Source organism: Saccharopolyspora terrae (genome assembly GCF_004348435.1).
In the GTDB taxonomy this organism is placed as follows: Bacteria; Actinomycetota; Actinomycetes; order Mycobacteriales; family Pseudonocardiaceae; genus Saccharopolyspora; species Saccharopolyspora endophytica.
On sequence record NZ_SMKS01000009.1, the window covers coordinates 87,214 to 104,893 of the forward strand.

Annotated in this window: 15 protein-coding genes; 7 read left to right on the plus strand and 8 right to left on the minus strand. The window is 71.2% G+C overall.

Translation table 11 applies throughout. The annotated features are described in order from the left end of the window. Positions 1-6: 6 nt before the first annotated feature. Positions 7-471 carry a CAP domain-containing protein gene (locus E1181_RS08665; RefSeq protein ID WP_132673444.1) on the minus strand — a complete coding sequence of 155 codons (465 nt, stop codon included), beginning with the start codon at positions 469-471 and terminating at the stop codon, positions 7-9. Positions 472-653: 182 nt separating this feature from the next. Further along, complete coding sequence (locus E1181_RS08670; protein ID WP_235876628.1) at positions 654-1,889, minus strand: cytochrome P450; 1,236 nt, start codon at positions 1,887-1,889, stop codon at positions 654-656. Between the two features lie 108 nt (positions 1,890-1,997). Here E1181_RS08670 and E1181_RS08675 point away from each other — a divergent pair, with 108 nt between their 5' ends. Continuing rightward, the gene (locus E1181_RS08675; protein ID WP_235876629.1) at positions 1,998-2,939 is read left to right on the plus strand and encodes an alpha/beta hydrolase; all 942 of its coding nucleotides are present in this window, start codon (positions 1,998-2,000) and stop codon (positions 2,937-2,939) included. Here E1181_RS08675 and E1181_RS08680 read toward each other — a convergent pair. Then, positions 2,936-4,354 carry a pyridoxal phosphate-dependent decarboxylase family protein gene (locus E1181_RS08680; protein WP_132673446.1) on the minus strand — a complete coding sequence of 473 codons (1,419 nt, stop codon included), beginning with the start codon at positions 4,352-4,354 and terminating at the stop codon, positions 2,936-2,938. The genes E1181_RS08675 and E1181_RS08680 overlap by 4 nt on opposite strands. After that, entirely contained in the window at positions 4,351-5,667 is a 1,317-nt protein-coding gene (locus E1181_RS08685) for an MFS transporter (RefSeq protein ID WP_235876630.1), read from the minus strand. The genes E1181_RS08680 and E1181_RS08685 overlap by 4 nt, the downstream gene beginning before the upstream one ends. Before the next feature lie 270 nt (positions 5,668-5,937). Between E1181_RS08685 and E1181_RS08690 the strand changes: the two genes are divergently transcribed. The 4 genes from E1181_RS08690 to E1181_RS08710 all read left to right on the plus strand — a co-directional run bounded on the left by E1181_RS08690 (position 5,938) and on the right by E1181_RS08710 (position 10,925). Next, on the plus strand, positions 5,938-7,110 hold the full coding sequence (locus tag E1181_RS08690) for an aminotransferase-like domain-containing protein (protein WP_235876631.1): 1,173 nt from the start codon (positions 5,938-5,940) through the stop codon (positions 7,108-7,110). A 128-nt stretch (positions 7,111-7,238) separates the two neighbouring features. Further along, complete coding sequence (locus E1181_RS08695) at positions 7,239-9,605, plus strand: xanthine dehydrogenase family protein molybdopterin-binding subunit (RefSeq protein ID WP_132673448.1); 2,367 nt, start codon at positions 7,239-7,241, stop codon at positions 9,603-9,605. Continuing rightward, positions 9,602-10,453, plus strand: coding sequence for an FAD binding domain-containing protein (locus tag E1181_RS31350; RefSeq protein ID WP_165944554.1), 852 nt, complete (start codon positions 9,602-9,604; stop codon positions 10,451-10,453). Before E1181_RS08695 ends, E1181_RS31350 begins: the two co-directional genes overlap by 4 nt. Continuing rightward, positions 10,446-10,925: a (2Fe-2S)-binding protein gene (locus E1181_RS08710; RefSeq protein WP_132673450.1), complete on the plus strand. Its 480-nt coding sequence runs from the start codon at positions 10,446-10,448 to the stop codon at positions 10,923-10,925. Before E1181_RS31350 ends, E1181_RS08710 begins: the two co-directional genes overlap by 8 nt. Before the next feature lie 233 nt (positions 10,926-11,158). Here E1181_RS08710 and E1181_RS08715 read toward each other — a convergent pair whose 3' ends face one another. Continuing rightward, positions 11,159-13,195, minus strand: a complete 2,037-nt coding sequence (locus tag E1181_RS08715) for a HelD family protein (RefSeq protein WP_132673451.1) — start codon at positions 13,193-13,195, stop codon at positions 11,159-11,161. 254 nt (positions 13,196-13,449) lie between these two features. Here E1181_RS08715 and E1181_RS08720 point away from each other — a divergent pair, with 254 nt between their 5' ends. Beyond that, positions 13,450-14,208 (plus strand): dienelactone hydrolase family protein, encoded by a 759-nt coding sequence (locus E1181_RS08720; RefSeq protein WP_132673452.1) that lies wholly within the window; start codon positions 13,450-13,452, stop codon positions 14,206-14,208. Between the two features lie 45 nt (positions 14,209-14,253). On the opposite strand, the gene E1181_RS08725 is transcribed toward E1181_RS08720, so the two are convergent. Beyond that, complete coding sequence (locus E1181_RS08725; RefSeq protein ID WP_132673453.1) at positions 14,254-14,484, minus strand: zinc finger protein; 231 nt, start codon at positions 14,482-14,484, stop codon at positions 14,254-14,256. Between the two features lie 266 nt (positions 14,485-14,750). Continuing rightward, on the minus strand, positions 14,751-15,515 hold the full coding sequence (gene map, locus E1181_RS08730) for a type I methionyl aminopeptidase (protein ID WP_132673454.1): 765 nt from the start codon (positions 15,513-15,515) through the stop codon (positions 14,751-14,753). An 86-nt stretch (positions 15,516-15,601) separates the two neighbouring features. Here map and E1181_RS08735 point away from each other — a divergent pair, with 86 nt between their 5' ends. Next, entirely contained in the window at positions 15,602-15,868 is a 267-nt protein-coding gene (locus E1181_RS08735) for a helix-turn-helix domain-containing protein (RefSeq protein WP_132673455.1), read from the plus strand. Positions 15,869-15,871: 3 nt separating this feature from the next. Here E1181_RS08735 and E1181_RS32725 read toward each other — a convergent pair whose 3' ends face one another. After that, positions 15,872-17,509, minus strand: coding sequence for a bifunctional NAD(P)/FAD-dependent oxidoreductase/class I SAM-dependent methyltransferase (locus tag E1181_RS32725; RefSeq protein WP_132673456.1), 1,638 nt, complete (start codon positions 17,507-17,509; stop codon positions 15,872-15,874). Positions 17,510-17,680 lie beyond the last annotated feature (171 nt).

The following is a 17,680-nucleotide window of genomic DNA, read 5'->3' on the forward strand; positions in this document are numbered from 1 at the left end:
CAGCTCTCAGCGGCCGAAGTCCTGGGTCCAGTAGTTGCCGTTGTGCTCGACACCGACGCCGATGGTGCGCAGCGAGCAGTTCATGATGTTCTTGCGGTGGCCGCGGGATTTCAGCCAGCCGTCGACGACCTGGTCCGCGCTGGTGTGGCCGCGGGCGATGTTCTCGGCACCGGGCGAGGGGTAGCCGGCGGCCCGCACCCGCTCGCCGAAGGTGACGCCTTCGGGCGTGGTGTGGCTGAAGTAGCCGCGACGGGCCATGTCGGCGCTGTGCTCGGTGGCGGCCTTGGTCAGCCGACCGTCGACGGTGAGCGGGGCGCACCCCGCCCCTGCCCGGGCCTTGTTGACCAGCGCCACGACCTCGTCCTCCACCGGGGGCGCCGGGGCCGCCGACATGGACACCGCTGCGGCGCTCATCCCGGCACCGATCAACAGGGCGGCTGCGACTGCGGACAGCGTTGTCTTCGGGGTCATGTCCCCGAAAGCTACGGCAGTTCCAGGGACCGCATTCAGATCAAAAACCTTGCTGTGCCAAGACTTCACACCATCTCGCTACTCCGGGTGATCGCCTCGGGCAGCACGCTTCGGGGTCCGCCGCCACGCGTCCCGACGACAGTATCCGGCCACGCGCGTCACACCCGCCACCCTGCGCGGGCTCACGTGATGCGGTAACGCAGCGGCAGGTGCTTGAGCCCGCCGACGAACGTGGTGTCGCTCCACTCCGGCTCCCCCGCCGGTTCCACCCGCTGCAGGCGAGGCACCAGCTCAGCGAAGAACGCCCGCGCCTCCATCCGGGCCAGGGTCGCGCCGAGGCAGACGTGAGCGCCGAATCCGAACGACAGGTGGCGGTTCGGATCACGGCCGACGTCGAACCGGAACGGGTCGTCGAACACCGCCTCGTCGCGGTTCGCCGACGGGTAGCACAGCAGCAGCGACTCACCCGCCTCGATGCGCTTGCCGCCCAGCGCGTAGTCGGTCGTCGCGGTGCGCATGAACTCCTTGACGGGCGTGACCCAGCGGATCATCTCCTCGACCGCGGAGGGGATCAGCTCCGGATCCCGTCGCAGCCGCTCCAGCTCGCCCGGGTGAGCCACCAGCGCCTGCAGGCCGCCGGCGATCGTGGAGCTGGTCGTGTCGTGCCCCGCAGTCGCGATGATGACGTACTGGGAGGCCGCGTCGGAATCGGAGAGGTGTTCGCCGTCGATGCGCGCGTTGGCGATCGTCGAAGCCAGGTCGTCGGTCGGGTTGGCGCGCCGGTCCGCGGTGATCCGGTTGAAGTAGTCGAAGAAGTCCAGCAGGACCTGCAGCAGCTCCTCCGGTGACCGGCCGCGCCGCAGCTCGGCGTCGTCGCTGCCGAACAGCTCCTGGGTCAGCTGCAGGATCCGGGGGAAGTCCGACTCCGGCAGGCCCAGCAGCGAGAGGATCACGTAGAGCGGGTAGTCGACCGCGATCTCCTGCGCGAAGTCGCACTCGCCGCCCAGTTCGGCCATCTTGTCCACGGAGCGCTTCGCCAGGCGCCGGACGTCCACCTCGATCTTCCGCAGCGCTCGGGGCCGGAACCAGTCGGCCACGACCGATCTCAGCGCCTTGTGCTCGGGATCGTCGAGGTGGACCAGCGTGCGCAGCATCCGGCCGTGCTCGGCGGTGTAGCGGTCCTGCGCCGCGCTCACCAGGATCGGTCGCGGCTCGTTGATGAACGTCTCGTGCTGCCGCTCGACCTCGACCACGTCGGCATGCCGGGTCACCGCCCAGAACGGGTTGAACGCGGGCAGCGGATCGACCCGGTGCACCGGGTCTTCGCGCCGCAGCGCGCTCAGCGCGGCGTGCAGCCGCCGGTCGTCGGCGTAGGCGGTCGGATCGGCGAGCGTCAGGCCGGCGTCGTCGATGTTCACGTGCGCGTCCCCCTGGACATCGGTCCCCCCGCCTCGACGGTACTCAGCTGATCGCGGACCCGACAACAACACCGCGAAGCCGGTGACCACTCCCCTCGCGGACGACCGGTGACTAGCGTGATCACCATGCCCGTGCTCAGCCATCCCCTCGTCACGCGCGTCGCCGCCGCGTTGATCCAGGGCGTCACGTCGCTGGCCCCGCGCCTCAACCGCCGGCGCCGGTTCACCGACATCACGTGCGCGACCCGCCGGATCGAGGTCCCCACCGCCTACGGCGTGGTGCCCGCGACGCTGTACCTGCCGGCGAGCGGCGACGTCCCGCCGCTGCACATCAACCTGCACGGCGGCGGATTCATCATCCGCTACCCCGAGCAGGACGATCCGTTGTGCCGCTACCTCGCGGCCCGCGCCGGGGTCGCGGTGCTCAACGTCGACTACCCGGTCGCGCCGCAGCACCCGTTCCCGATCCCGCCGAAGGCGTGCTTCGAGGTGACGCGCTGGGCGGCCGAGCACGCCGGAGCGCTCGGCGTCGATCCGGAGCGGCTCAGCATCGGCGGGGCGAGCGCGGGTGGTTCGCTGGCCACGGCCGCGGCCCGGCAGGCGCGCGACGCGGGTGGCCCGCACCTGGCACTGCAGGTGCTGCACTACCCGTCGCTGGACCTGGTGACCTCGACGCAGGACAAGCTCAGCGCTCGCGACCGGACCGAGCCACCGTTCCTGAAACCGTGGATGTCCGCGGTGTTCCACAACTCCTACCTGCCCGACAAGGCGCTCGGCCTCGACCCGCTGGCCTCGCCCGCGTACGGCGACAACGGCGCGGACCTGGCCGGGACGGCACCTGCGCTGCTGATCACCACCGAGCTCGACCTGCTCAACGCCGAAGGGCTGCGCTACGCCGAGGCGTTGCGTCACGCCGGGGTGCTGCTCGAACACCGCGACATCCCCGGTGTCGATCACGGCTACGACCAGCTCGGAGCCGGTGACGATCTGGCGCGCGAGACCTACGACCTGATCGTCGAGCACCTCCGCCGCGCCCACTTCGAGCGCTAGGACGGGCGGTAGAGCAGACCGAGGAACTCCTGCAGGAGGCGTTCCCGCAGCTTCGGGCGCGCGATCGCGAGCATCGCGTTGATCTCGGCCATGCGCTCGGGCAGGCCCGCGCCACCGCCCATGCCCGCTGTTGCGAGCAGGTCGCCGAACTCCTCCTGCGAGAGCGCGTCCGGGTCGAGGTCGGCGAGGAACGCCGCGATGCTCTCCTCGACCTCCACCGGACCCGCAGCCCGGGCGTCGGCGACCGATTCCCGCAGAGCGGCACCGAATTCGGCCTCGTCGCCCCGGTTGGCGGGCGTGATCGTGAGGTGGAGGTTCGCGGGCGAGCTCTCGTGGGCGAACTGCGGTTGCACGTACCAGCCGCGCGCCTTCATCTCGTCGGCCACGGTGAACAGGTCGATCCCGTCGTCGGTGGTCAGCGCGAGCAGCGTGGAGTCGGGTTCGGCGAGCAGCCGCACGCCGCCGACGGCGGCGATCTCCGCCCACATCTTCTCCACCGCGTCCAGCGACGCCTGCGCGAGCGCGAGGTACCCGTCGTCGCCGAGGTGTTGCACCACCGCCCAAGCCGCGGCCAGAGGCCCGCCGGAGCGAGTGGATTGCAGCGTCGAGTTCAGCATCGTGTACCCGGGCCACCCGGCGCCGGCGAAGAAGTGGCCCCGGCGCAGTTCGGCGTCGGCGTGCAGCAGCACCGACGTGCCCTTCGGGCAGTACGCGTACTTGTGCAGGTCGACCGACACGCTGGTGACGCCGTCGACCGCGAAGCCGAACTCCGGCACCGCCTTTCCCAGCCGCCGGAAGTGGGGCAGCACCCAGCCGCCGATGCAGGCGTCGACGTGCATCCGCACCCCGCGCGCCGCCGCGACGGCGGCGATCTCGGCTATCGGGTCCAGGACGCCGTGCGCGTACGACGGGGCGCTGGCGACCACCAGCACCGTGTTCTCGTCGATGGTCTCGGCCATCGACGACGGGTCGGCGCGGAAGGACGTCGGATCGACCGGCACCACCACCGGGCGGACTCGGAACAGGTGCGCGGCCTTGTGGAACGCGGCGTGCGCCGTGGAGGGCAGCACCACGGTCGGCTCGGTGACACCGGGGTTTCCCTCGCGCGCCGCCAGGACCGCGAGCATGCAGGACTCCGTGCCACCCGAGGTCACCGAGCCGACCGTGCGCTCCGTGCCGCCCAGCAGCCGGGACGCGGCGGCGACCAGGTCGTTCTCCATGCGCAGCAGGCTGGGGAACGCCGTCGGGTCGAGGCCGTTGGCACTGGAGGCCAGCGCGTGCGCTGCGGCCGCGAGCTCATCGAGCCCGTCGAGCCCGCTGTCGTAGACGTAGGCCAGGGTGTGCCCGCCGTGGGTGGGGACGTCTGCGGTGCGAAGCGCGCGCAGCTCGGCGAGGACTTCTTCGGCGGACCTCATCGTCCCTCCAGCACGTCACGCCGCAGCAGCGGCAATCCCAGCAGCACCAGCGCGCCCGGCAGCAGCGAGAAGCCGAGCACGATCGCGGTCACCGCGCTGCCCGGCTGCGGCACCACACCGTCCACACCGGACACGTAGCCGCCGATTCCGAGCACCAGGCCGAAGAGCCCCGGACCGAGGGCCATGCCCAAGGTCTCCGCGCCGGTCCACACCCCGGCCGCCACGCCTGCCCGGGTCTCGCCGGTCCGCTCCTCCTCCGCCGTGATCAGGTCCGGCATGATCGCCAGCGGGAACACCTGGATGCCCGCGTAGCCGACTCCGGCGAGCGCGACGAAGACGAAGGACACGCCCACCGGAAGCACCAGCGCCGCGCAGAGACCGGCGCAGCCCACGCCGAAGGTGAGGCAGGCGGCGCGGAATCCCCACAGCTTGCCCTGGCGTTCGCCGATCCTCGGCCACAGCGGCATCGTCATCAGGGCCGGGAGGACGAACCCGGCGAACAGCCAGGTCTGCACCGCCGGATCGCCGAAGACGTACCGGGACGCGTAGCTGACACCGGCAAGCAGGGTCGCCAGTCCGAGGGCCTGCACCGAGTAGGCCAGCACCAAGCGCCGGAACGAACGCCACCGCCGCATCGTGCTCACCAGGTCGCGCCACCCCTGCGCGCCGGGTCGCCGCTGACCGACCGGCGCGTCGCGGATGCCCAGGACCATGAGCACCGCCCCGAGCAGGATCACCAGCCCGATCACCACGCCCATCACCCGGTAGCCGGCCACTCCGCCGATGCCGTTGACGATGCCCGGCGCGCCGCCTCCGGCCAGCAGCACCGCCACCGCCAGGAATCCCATCCGCCAGCTGGTGAGCCGCGTGCGCTCGCCGTAGGAGGCGGTGAGTTCGGCGGGCAGCGCGTTGAAGGGCACCTGGAACAGCCCGAACGCGGTGGCGCACAGCAGGTACAGGACCATCACGTAACCGGCGTCCAGCGCCGTGTCACCGAAGCCGGGGTGGGCGAAGATGCCCGCGAACAGCACCGCGACGGCCAGGCCGCCGAAGAGCAGGAACGGCCGTCGGCTGCCGTGGCGCACGAGGCTCGCGTCCGACAACCTCCCGGCGATCGGGTTGAACACCACGTCCCACACCTTCGGCAGCAGCACGATGGCGCCGGCGATCGCGCTGGGGACGCCCAGGGTGTCGGTCAGGTACGGCAGCAGGAGCAGACCGGGCACGGTGGAGAACGAGCCTGTGACCAGCGAGCCGAACGAGTAGCCGATCCTGGTGCGGGTACCGATCCCGACCTCGACGGGTAGTGGCACTGAGACTTCCTCCAGAATCGCTCGCCTTTCCGCATGGTCGCACCACGGGGGCGGTTTCCGGATCACATCGAATCGTTTCGTTACGCAACTATTCCGTTCGGGGTCCTCTCCGAGTGAGCCGCGCCAAATTCGGGTGACCGGTTGAATCCGGTGCCTTAGAATTTCGCTCGGCTCCTCGAACAGCGAAGCCGTTCCGTGAGGCGCGCCAGCGGCAACACTGCGGCCCGACGCCCCGCTTCTCGTCATCGCCTGTCGTTCCAGGGAGCCCTCATGCCTTCTTCAGCCCGTGCCAGCCGGATGGACAGGGTCACCAGCTCACCGGTGCGCGACCTGCTCGCGCTGACCCGCCGACCCGGTGTGATCTCCTTCGCCGGCGGGCTTCCCGCCCCGGAGCTGTTCGACACCAACGGGCTGCGCGCCGCGTTCGCGCGCGCCCTCGCCGAGCCCGATGCCACCCGCGCGCTGCAGTACTCGCCCACCGAAGGCGACCCGGCGCTGCGGGAGATCGTGGCCGCCCGCCTCACCCGCCAGGGCCTGCCCACCGGATGCGAGGACCTGCTGGTCACCACCGGTTCCCAGCAGGGCCTGAACCTGGTCGCCTCGGCGCTGCTGGACCCCGGCGCCGTGGTGCTGGTGGAAGAACCCGTCTACCTCTCGGCCGTGCAGTGCTTCCAGCTCGCGCAGGCCCGGATCGTGCCCGTGCCCTCCGACGCGGAGGGCATCGATCCCGATGCGCTGGAGCGCATCGCCGCGAACGAACGCCCGGCGCTGCTGTACCTGGTGCCGACGTTCTCCAACCCCACTGGCCGCACGATCGGCGAAGCGCGGCGCGACCGGATCGCCGACATCGCCGCGCGGCACGACTTCTGGCTGATCGAGGACGATCCCTACGGCGAACTGCGGTACAGCGGACGGCCGGTGAGCCCGTTGTCCGCGCGCGTGCCGGACCGGTCGATCTACCTCGGCAGCTTCTCCAAGATCGTCTCGCCGGGCATGCGGGTGGGCTGGTTGCGCGCGCCCGCGCAGCTGCGGCAGCAGCTCACGATCCTCAAGCAGGCCGCCGACCTGCACACCTCCACGATCGATCAGGCCGCCGCGGCCGAATACCTCGCGACCGCTGATCTCGACGCGCGGGTGCGCGTGCTGCGCGAGACATACCGGGAGCGGCGGGACGCGATGCTGACCGGACTGCGCGAGATCACCCCGCCGGGCACCGAGATCACCGAACCTGAGGGCGGGATGTTCGTGTGGGTGCGGCTTCCCGGGGAGGTCGACACCGCCGAGGTGCTGCAGGAGGCGCTGCGCCACGACGTGGCGTTCGTGCCCGGATCGGCGTTCCAGGTGGGCGAACCCGACCGCGCGACGATGCGGTTGTCGTTCACCACCTTCGCCCCCGACGCCATCGCCGAGGGACTGCGCCGACTGGCCAAGGCCCTGAGCTGAGCGCGCATCCCCGGGTGCCGTCCATCCGGAGGATTGCGCACGTCCCCGGAGCTGCAGCAGGCTACCGTGAGCCCACCGCTGTGACTGCCATCACCCGAGCCGTCCGGCGGGACCACTGGGGAGGTCTGATGCAGGCGATGCAGGGCGGGCGGCCCACTCTGCTGGGCGTTCGCACACCGCGCGTCGAGGACGACAGGCTGCTCACCGGCCGAGGCCGCTACGTGGCCGACGTCGTGCTGCCGGGCATGGTGGAAGCCGCCTTCGTGCGAAGCGACGCCCCGCACGCCCTGGTGCGGGGCGTCGACAAGAGCGCCGCGCTCGCCTCACCCGGTGTGCACGGGGTGTTCGACGGAGCGGACCTGGACCTCGACGCGGTACCCGACCGGATGCCGTGGGTGCGGGCGGTGCGGCACTTTCCGCTCGCGCGCGACCGGGTCCGCTACGTCGGCTGCCCGCTGGCCGTCGTGGTCGCCGACGACCGCTACCTCGCCGAGGACGCCGCCGAACTCGTCGACGCGGATCTGCAACCTCTGCCCACCGTGGACACCGTCGACGATGCCCTCTCCCCCGACACCGCGCTGCTGTACCCGGATTGGGGCGACAACCTGCTGCTGTCGGTCGAGCCCGACAACGCCGAGGTGGACGCCGCGTTCGAGCGGCTCCGCACCGTCAGCGGAACGTTCACCACGAACCGCCACTCGGCGGTGCCGCTCGAAGGACGCGGGGTGGTGGCCGAGTTCCGCGACGACCGGCTGACCGTGTGGACCTCGACCCAGGCGGCCTACGTCGTGCGCGCCATGCTCGCCACCGTGCTGGGCATGCCGGAGCGCGACATCCGGGTCATCACGCCGGACCTCGGTGGAGGGTTCGGGCAGAAGAACGAGATCTACCCGGAGGAATACCTCGTCCCGTGGCTGGCGATGCGGTTGCGCCGCCCGGTCCGGTGGATCGAGGACCAGCACGAGCACCTGATCGCCGCCACCCACGCTCGCGACACCAGGATCGACCTGTCGGCGGCCGTCCGCGAGGACGGCACGATCGCCGCGCTGCGCGGCCGGGTGCGCACCGACCTCGGATCCGGCGAGATCTTCCCCGCCGGGTACGGGCCCAGCCTGGTCGCGGTCGGCTCGCTGTGCGGGCCCTATCGGATCCCGCACCAGGCCATCGCGGTGCAGGGCGTAGTCACCAACAAGACGCCGACCGGCGGGTACCGGGGTTTCGGCGCCCCGGAGGGGACCTTCGCGATCGAGCGGCTGGTCGACAAGATCGGACGCGAGCTGGGCATCGACCCGCTGGAGCTGCGACGCCGGATGATCCTCACCCCGCACGACCTGCCCTACGAGACCGCCGCGGGTGCTCGGCTGGTGTCCGGCACCCACCGCGAGGCGTTCGAACGCGCCGTGGAGCTGGGCGAGCGGATGCTGGCCGAGGAGCGCTCCACCGCCGAACCCGGAACGCACCTGGGCGTCGGCTACGCCACCTACGTCGAGGGCGTCGCCTCCACCACGTTCTCCATCACCGGAACCTGGAGCAGCCAGGACTCGGCGGACGTCCGCTTCGACTCCGACGGCGGCGTCACCGTGGCCGTCGGGATCTCGGCGATGGGTCAAGGCACCCACACCATGGTCGCCACGCTCGTCGCCGAGTCGCTGTCGATCCCGATCGAGCAGGTCCGGGTCGTCATGGGCGACACCGACACGGCTCCGTTCGGCCTCGGCAGCTGGGCGAGCCGCGGCACGCTCGTGGCCGGCGGAGCCATCGAACGCGCATCAGAGGTGTTGCGGCGCAAGGGCACCGACATCGCCGCGCACCTCCTGGAGGCGTCCCCGGACGACCTGGAACTCACCGAGGGGCGTTTCCAGGTCCGGGGCAGTCCCGGCAGCTCGGTCTCCTGGGCCCAGGTGGCCCAATCGGCCCTGAACCGGACCTTCGAGCTCCCACCGGGCGTCGAGCCGGGACTGGAGGCGCGCGCCGTTTACGAGCCGCCCGGCCTCGATCACGTGCCGCGTCCCGACGGCAAGATGAACGCCGCCGCCAGCTACACCAACGCCACTCACGCCGCCGTCGTCCGCGTCGACGCCGACACCGGTGTCGTCGAGGTGGTGCGCTACGCCGTGGTGCACGACTGCGGCCGGGTCATCAACCCGCTGACCGTCGCGGGCCAGATCCACGGCGGGGTCGCGCAGGGCATCGGCGGAACGCTCTACGAACAACTCCCCTACGAGGACGGACAGCCGCTGGCCACCACGTTCTCGGAATACCTGCTGCCCAGCGCCCGCGAGATCCCCTCGATGCTCGTCGAGGAGTTGGGCGGTCCCGCTCCGGAGACCCCGTTCGGCGCCAAGGGAGCGGGCGAGGCCGGCATCATCGGACCACCCGCGGCGATCGCCGGGGCGGTCGAGAACGCCCTCGAACCGCTGGGCGTCACCGGGATCGACACCACCCCGCTGACCCCACGTGTGGTGCGCCGCCTGATCGAGGAGGCCCGCTCGTGAAGCCGCCGCCGTTCGACTACGTCCGGCCGGGCACCGTCACCGACGCGATCGCGCTGCTGGCCGCCGACGAGGACGCCAGGCTCCTCGCCGGTGGGCAGAGCCTGCTGCCGATGATGAACTTCCGGCTGGCCCGGCCCAGCGCGCTGGTCGACATCACCCGCCTGCCCGGCATGGCCGACCTGCACCGCGACGGCGAGGAGCTGGTGATCGGGCCCGCCACCCGCCAGCGCGCGGTCGAAACCTCGCCCCTGGTCGCACGAACCTGCCCGCTGCTGGTGGACGCGCTGCGCCACGTCGGCCACCACCAGATCCGCACCCGCGGCACCGTCGGCGGCTCGCTGGCGCACGCCGACCCGGCGGCCGAGCTCTGCGCCGCGGCCCTCGCGCTCGACGCCGAGGTGGTGGCCACCGGTCCGGACGGCCGCCGCTCGATCCCGGCCACCGAACTGTTCGTGGCCCCGTACCAGACGGCGCTGCGTCCGGCCGAGATCATCACCGAGACCCGCTGGCCGATCCGACCGAGCGCCCGTCACGGGTTCGCCGAGATCACCCACCGCGCAGGCGATTTCGCCCTCGCCGGACTGGCGGCCGTCGTCGAGCTCGACGGGTCCGAGGTCGCCCGGGCCCAGCTCGCCGCGCTGGGCGTCGCGGGCACCGTCCGCCGACTTCCCACCGCCGAGCAGGAGCTGCTGGGCCGTCCGCTCACGGCGGGGTCGATCGACGACGCCGCCGACGCCGCAGCGGAGTCGGTCGAACCGCCCGAAGACGTGCACGCCGACCCCGAAACCCGCCGTGCCGCCCTGCGCGCGGCCACCCGGCGAGCCCTGGAGCAGATCCCCCATGCCTGACACCCCCACCGCGAGCTGCGACATCTCGCTGACGGTCAACGGCCGCGAGATCCGGCGCCCGGTGCCCGCCCGGCGGTTGCTGGTCGACTTCCTGCGCGACGACCTGGCGCTCACCGGCACCCACGCCGGCTGCGAGCACGGGATCTGCGGCGCGTGCACCGTGCTCATCGACGGTGAGCCCGCGCGGTCCTGCATCACCCTCGCGGTGCAGGCCGACGGCTGCGAGATCACCACCGTCGAGGGCCTCACGCCGGAGACCGGGTTGAGCCCGATGCAGCAGGCGTTCAAGGAGTGCCACGGATTGCAGTGCGGTTTCTGCACTCCGGGCCTGCTCACGACGCTGGTCGCGGCCGCACCGGAGGACCACCCGACCGACGACGACATCCGGGAACTCCTGGGCGGCAACATCTGCCGCTGCACCGGGTACCAGCACATCGTCGACTCGGTGAACAAGGCGTGGGGTCGCAGCTGAAACCCCTGTCCGTTCTGGAGTTGTCAAACAACAAGGCCGCGAGGGCGTGCCGGGGCGACCGGCGTCGTCGTGTCCGCTGTCATCGCGTCATCGCTCCCGTGGGATCCCGCCCACGTCGTCGTGTCGAACTCATGCACCCATGGTGCAACCAGCCGTTCGAAAATGCGAGCGAATGGCGATCGCTGGATGGGGTGATCTAGTACGAGCCGAAAGCGGCTGATGCGACGCGCTTTTCAGCTCGCCGCCGATGCGGGCTCGCGGGAGGCCATCCCCGCCAACGTGTCGGGAACCGAGTCCGCGCAGACCACACCCAGCCTCCGGGTCGCGCGCGTCATCGACACGTAGAGATCGCTGCGCCCGAAACCGCCGTCCCCGAGGATCCCGGCGGGCTCCACGATCAGCACCGAGTCGAACTCCAGGCCCTTGGCCTGGCCCGGTTCCAGCACCACGACCGAGTCGGTCAGGTCGACCGGCAGCCCCACGCCCACCACCGAGGCGAGTTCGCTCACCAGGTCCGGCGGCGCGATCACGGCGAGCTGACCCTCGGCGTGCTCGGCCACGACCTCGCCGACCAGATCCCCCAGAGATCCGCGGGAAACCCGCTCCAGCCACGGAACCTCGCCGGAGGAACGGACCGAGCGCGGCGGACGCAGACCGGTGCCGGCGAGCAGGTCCTCGGTCGCGGCCATGATCTCCGACGGGGTCCGGTAGTTCACGGTCAACTCGGCCAATCGCCACCGGTCGGCCACGTGCGGCGCCAGCATCTGATCCCACGAGCTGGCTCCGGAAGGGCTTCCGGTCTGCGCGAGATCGCCGACGAGGGTCATCGACCGGGAGGGGCAGCGGCGCATCAGCATCCGCCACTGCATCTCCGAAAGCTCCTGCGCCTCATCGATGACGACGTGGCCGAACACGGACTTGCCCGCGTCGTGCCCGAGCAGCGCGGCGGCCTCGTCGAGCAGCGGCACGTCGGCCGAGGTGCGCGGAGCACCGCCGATCAGGTCGGTCACCACGTGCTCGGGCGTCAGCTCCGGCCACAGCTCGTCGAGCGCGCCCAGCACCCCGTCGTCGGCCAGCAGCGAAGCGCGCAGCGCGTCGCGATCGGCGGAGTCGATCATCTCCCGAGGGGCGTCGTCATCGGGATCGACGATCACCCCGGCGGCCGAGAGGGCGTTGCGGTCGGCCGTGCTCAGCCGTCCGTCAGCGTTGCCTCCGTCCAGGGCACGACCGTCCTCGCTGAGCACGAGCGATTCCATCCGCTCGACGAGCGAGCCCACGAGCGAGCCGACGAGCTCGTTCTGGAACACCAGTCGCGCCTGGTTGTGCGGCAGCGCGGCCTCGCGCGCCTTGCTCACCGCCCGACGGCACGTCGCCGGGTCCAGCGGCAGCACCTGCTCTTCGAAGGTCACCTCGACCGGCTCCTCGGGGACCCGCACCCGCGAGCGGATCGCGTGGGCGATCTCCTCGGCCATCCGTGCCGATCCCTTGCGCTCGGCGTCCGGATCGGCGGAGTCGGCGTCGAGGCCACCGCCGAGTTCGGCGATGGTGGAGGCGATCACCCGGTTCTCGCCGAGACCCGGCAGCACCTGCCCGATGTAGTCCAGGAAGATCCGGCTCGGCCCGATCACCAGCACTCCCCTGTTGCGCAGGTGCTCGTGGGTGTAGAGCAGGTAGGCGACGCGGTGCAGCGCGACCGCCGTCTTGCCGGTGCCCGGCCCGCCCTGCACGACCAGGACACCGCGCTCCGCCGAGCGGATGATCGCGTCCTGCTCGGCCTGCAGGGTCGTGACGATCTCGCGCATCCGGCCGGTGCGCTCGGCGGTCACGGCCGCCAGGAGCGCGGCCTCGCCGACCAGGTGCTCCTCGGTGCCGTCGGAGTCCAGCAGCTCGTCGTCGACGGCCACCACGTTCCGACCCCGCGTGGTGATCCGGCGCCTGCGCCGAACTCCCTGCGGATCGGCCGCCGTGGCGGTGTAGAAGGCGCGGGCCAGCGGCGCCCGCCAGTCGACCAACAGCTGCTCGTCGTCCGACTCGCGGAACACGCCGATCCTGCCGATGTAGGCGCTGGTCCCGTCGTTCATGTCGAGCCGGCCGAAGCACAGCCCGTGCTCGATCCCGTCGAGGCGCGACACCTCGGCCTTCCAGACGGCGACGGTGTCGGGATCACCGCCGGCTTCGACCCGGGCGGCCGCCTGTGCGCGCAGGGCGTCCACGTGGGCGTACAACTCGGTCAGGTGCTCCTGCTCTAAATCGAGCTCATCGCCGCTCAAAGCCCCAGGACTCCCATGTTCGGACGTTCGACCAGCACAGAGTGCCCGAGAGCGTTCGACAATTCCAGTCGCGCCACCTCGTCCGGTGTGGACGGAGGACGCTCAGCGGGGTTCCGGACGAACGGATCCATCGGCGATTCACGGGCGCTGATGGGCAGATCCGGCATTCCGCCCGGCGGCCGATCCCGGCGCGTCGCGGCTGGTGAACGAGTGTTTAGATCGGTCCGGCGTCAACCACGAGGAGGAACAGCCCGATGACTGCCGCACGCGGGACCACGGTGGAGATCACCACGCCGGACGGCGTGGCAGATGCGTACCTCACACATCCGGAGGGCGACGGGAAGCATCCCGCGGTGCTGTTCTACATGGATGCCTTCGGGCTGCGGCCGCACCTCTGCGCCATGGCGGACCGGCTGGCGGCCGAGGGGTTCACCGTGCTGGTGCCGAACCTCTTCTACCGGGCGGGCCGGACCCCGGTCTTCGAACTGCCGGAGTTCATCGACCCGGGGGCGCGGCCGGAGATCTTCCAGACCATCGGCCCGATCATGCAGCAGCTCACGCCCGAGCTGGCGATGCGCGACGCCGGGGCCTACCTGGAGTGGTTGGCCGACAGCCCGCTGACCACCGGTGAACCGGTCGGGATCACCGGCTACTGCATGGGCGCGGTGATGGCGCTGCGCACGGCCGGTGCCTATCCCGAGCGCGTCGCGGCGATGGGCGGTTTCCACGGCGGCAACCTGGCCACCGAGGCGGAGGACAGCCCGCACCTGGTCGCCGGGAAGATCACCGCTGAGCTGTACTTCGGCCACGCCGATCAGGACCACGCGCTGCCGCCGGAGCAGATCCAGCGGCTCGACGAGGCGCTGACCGAGGCCGGTGTCCGGTTCCGCACCGAGGTCTACGAGGGCGCGCCGCACGGCTACACCCAGGCCGACACCGCCGCCTACGACGAGGCGGGGGCGCAGCGCCACTGGGAGGCCCTGCTGGAGCTCTTCCACCGCACCCTGCGCTGAATCGCGTCGAGCGCGCCGGCCCCGACGCGCTCGGGGCCGGAGCGGTCATTCCGCGCCGTCGCCCGCCTCGGGGACGCCGGCCAGCTCGTGCGCTCGGGTGTTGCAGGACGGGCAGGTGGGCCACAGCCAGCCGATGTCGGAGTTGTCGGCGGTGACCTCCTTGGAGCACAGCGTGCGCACGGTGACGCCGTGGTATCCGTGGCGGGGCTTGGCGTCGGTGGTGGCGTGGCGCTGCCCCTCGGCGGGCACCCAGCTGAACGGATGCGGCCGGTACATCAGGCCACCACTTCGCGCGGGCGCGGTCCGAGGCACGGCCACCCGCCCCCGGTCGATTCGATCACGCCCGCCACGATCTTGAACGCTACCCGAACAACGAGCGATCACACGCAACCCGTTCGGAGTAGTTGACCTCCCCGCAAGCACGAGAGACCACCCGAGACCACCACTCGCGGTGACAATTCCGTGACTCCCGGAGTCGCCGGAAGTCTCGAACATCCCATTTGCCACCCAGGCCATTACGGGCGGTCATCGCCGCGAGGACGTCAGGGAAGGGTCAGGATCCGAGGGCCGTCGGAGGTGATCGCCACGGTGTGCTCGGAGTGGGCCGTGTTGGAGCCGTCGGCCGAGCGCAGGGTCCAGCCGTCGGGGTCGGTGACGATGCGCGCGGTGGTGCGCGCGAACCAGGGCTCGATGGCGATGGTCAAACCCGGCTGCAGCTTCATACCCCGGCCGGGCTTGCCGCGGTTGGACACGTGCGGGCCCTCGTGCATGGTGCGACCGAGACCGTGCCCGCCGAACTCGGTGTTGACCGGGTAGCCGTAGTCGGTGGCGACGGCCTCGATCGCGGCCGAGATGTCGCCGAGCCGGTTGCCCGACTTGGCGACGTCGATCGCCGCGCGCAGCGCCTCCTCGGTCGAGCGCACCAGCCTGCGGTCCTCCTCCTTCTCGGTCCCGACGATGACCGTGCGGGCGGCGTCGGCGACCCAGCCGTCGATGCTCACCGCGAAGTCGGCGGTGAGCACGTCGCCGTCGCGCAGCGCGTAGTCGCGCGGGAGACCGTGCAGCACGGCGTCGTTGACCGACAGGCAGATGACGTTGCGGAACGGCCCCTCACCGAAGGACGGCGAGTAGTCCCAGTAGCAGGACTGGGCACCGCGCTCCTCGACCCGGCGGCGCGCGTGGTGCTCCAGGTCCATCAAGTTGACGCCGACCTTCGCCATGTCCCCGACCTCGGCGAGGATCTCGGCGACGAACGCGCCGGTGACGCGCATCTTGTCGATCTCGGCCGGCGTCTTCAACTCGATCACTCGTACTCCTACGACTCTCAATGTCGGTATTTTAATACCAAGCCTAGCACTTGCAGGTATTTAAATACCACCGTAGCCTTCGAGTCGTGGTACGGCTTCCTCTCACGCCTGATCAGGTGGAGTCCGGCGCGCGCGTCGGCAAGATGCTGCGGGACGCGCGCGCAGGACGCGACGCGGTCGAGATCGCCCGCGCGGCGGGGATCTCCCCCGAGACGCTGCGCAAGATCGAGTCCGGCCGGCTTCCGACCCCGGCGTTCGGCACCGTGGTGGGCCTGTGCGATGCCCTGGACCTCCCGGTGCACGAGGTCGCCGAGGTCTGGCGCGGTGGGGTGAGCCTGCGCAGCGCCTCCTGACCCTCAGCGCACGCGACGGGCCCTGAGCACCACGTCGTGGGGGTGGTCCTCCTTGCCGGGCCCCGTGCGCGGGCGGGTTTCGTCGACCTCCACCTGCCAGTCCTCGTCGAGGAACTTGGCGACGTCGGCGGGCAGGACGTACTCGGCCGGGTCGAACTCGGCGTCCGGCGGGAACCCGGCGGGGTCGTGCCCGACGTACAGCAGCGTGCCGCCCTCCGCCACGGCGGCCAGCAGGGCGCGCACCGGCTCGTCGCCGCGCTCCTTCTTCAGCGCGAAGTACTGCGCGGAGACCAGGTCGAACGAGCGGGCCGGCGGGTGCTCGGCGGCGAGGTCCGCGCGCACCCACGCGATGTTCGCGGCGACCTCGGCAGCGCGCTCCGCGGCGACCGCGGCACCGCGCTCGACCGCCACCCGCGAGATGTCGGTGGCGGTCACCTTCCAGCCCTGCTCGGCCAGCCAGATCGCGTCGCCGCCCTCGCCGCAGCCGACGTCGAGGGCCCGCCCCGGCGGCATGCCGGTGACCTCGGCGACGAGGGCGTCGTTGGCTGCTCCGCTGAAGAGCCGCTCCTGGCTGCCGTACCGCTCGTCCCACTCCGCTGCGCTCATGTGCTCCTCCTGGTCGTGCACCACTCCGTGCCGGCTGTCGCCCATCGCGACCTCGCAGGTGCGGTTCTCCGCCGCCGCGGTGAAGGGATCCCGCGCGGACGCGACGGCGCGGGCGGTCTCCTCCTCGATCAGGTCCATGTTGATCATTCCTCCGACGGTCGCCCCGGCGGCCGCCGCCACGATCACGGTGGCGCGCAGGTCGGTCGTGTTGCCCGCGACCCACACGCCCGGCACGGACGTCCGGCCGTTCTCGTCCGAGGGGATGTGCGCACCGCCGCTGGGGTGCGCCTCGGGTTCCAGCCCGAGACCGGCGGCCGGTTCCGACCGGGCGACCATGCGCGGAGCCACCGCCAACGCCCGCAGCGGAACGGCTCGCCCGCCCGCCAGGCGAACTCCGGTCAGCTCGTCGCCCACGACCTCCAGCCGCTCGACCGGCTCCGCGACGACCTCGATGCCGCGAGCGGCGAGCTTGTCGGCCTCCTCACCGGACGGCGCGTCGGATCCGTTGAGCAGCAACGTGATCCGCTCGCTCCACTGCCTAAACAGCAGTGCCTGGTGCACGCTCATCGGACTCGTCGCCAGCACGCCGATCGGTTCGTCGCGGAACTCCCAGCCGTGGCAGTAGGGGCAGTGCAGCACGTCGCGGCCCCACCTCTCCGCCAACCCCGGCACGTCGGGCAGTTCATCGCGCAGACCGGTTGCCAGCAGCACCCGTCGCGCGCTCACCCGTCGGCCGTCGACCGTCTCCACGACGAAGTCCGAGCCCTCGCGGCGCGCCGACACCACCTGCCCGGTGAGGATCTCTCCCCCGTAGCCCGCCACTTCGCGGCGACCGGCCGCGAGCAGGTCCGCGGGCGCCTCACCGTCGCGCGAGAGGAACCCGTGCATGTGGGCGGCGGGGGCGTTGCGGGGCTGCTCGGCGTCGATCACCAGAACGCTGCGACGCGCCCTCCCCAGCATCAGCGCGGCGTTCAACCCGGCCGCGCCGCCCCCGACGACGACCACGTCGTACCTGGTCAGAACCTCATTTTCCATCACTGACCACCTCCAGCGACCACCATGCCCAACACCTGCATGATTCAGCAATGTTCTTTGCCGGTTCGGCAACAAGCGGCCGAGTCCCGCCCCTCGGGACGCCCCGGAACCATGATTGACACCCTCGTTCGAGCACTGGTTCCATCGAGGGCATGACAGCGAACATCGCTC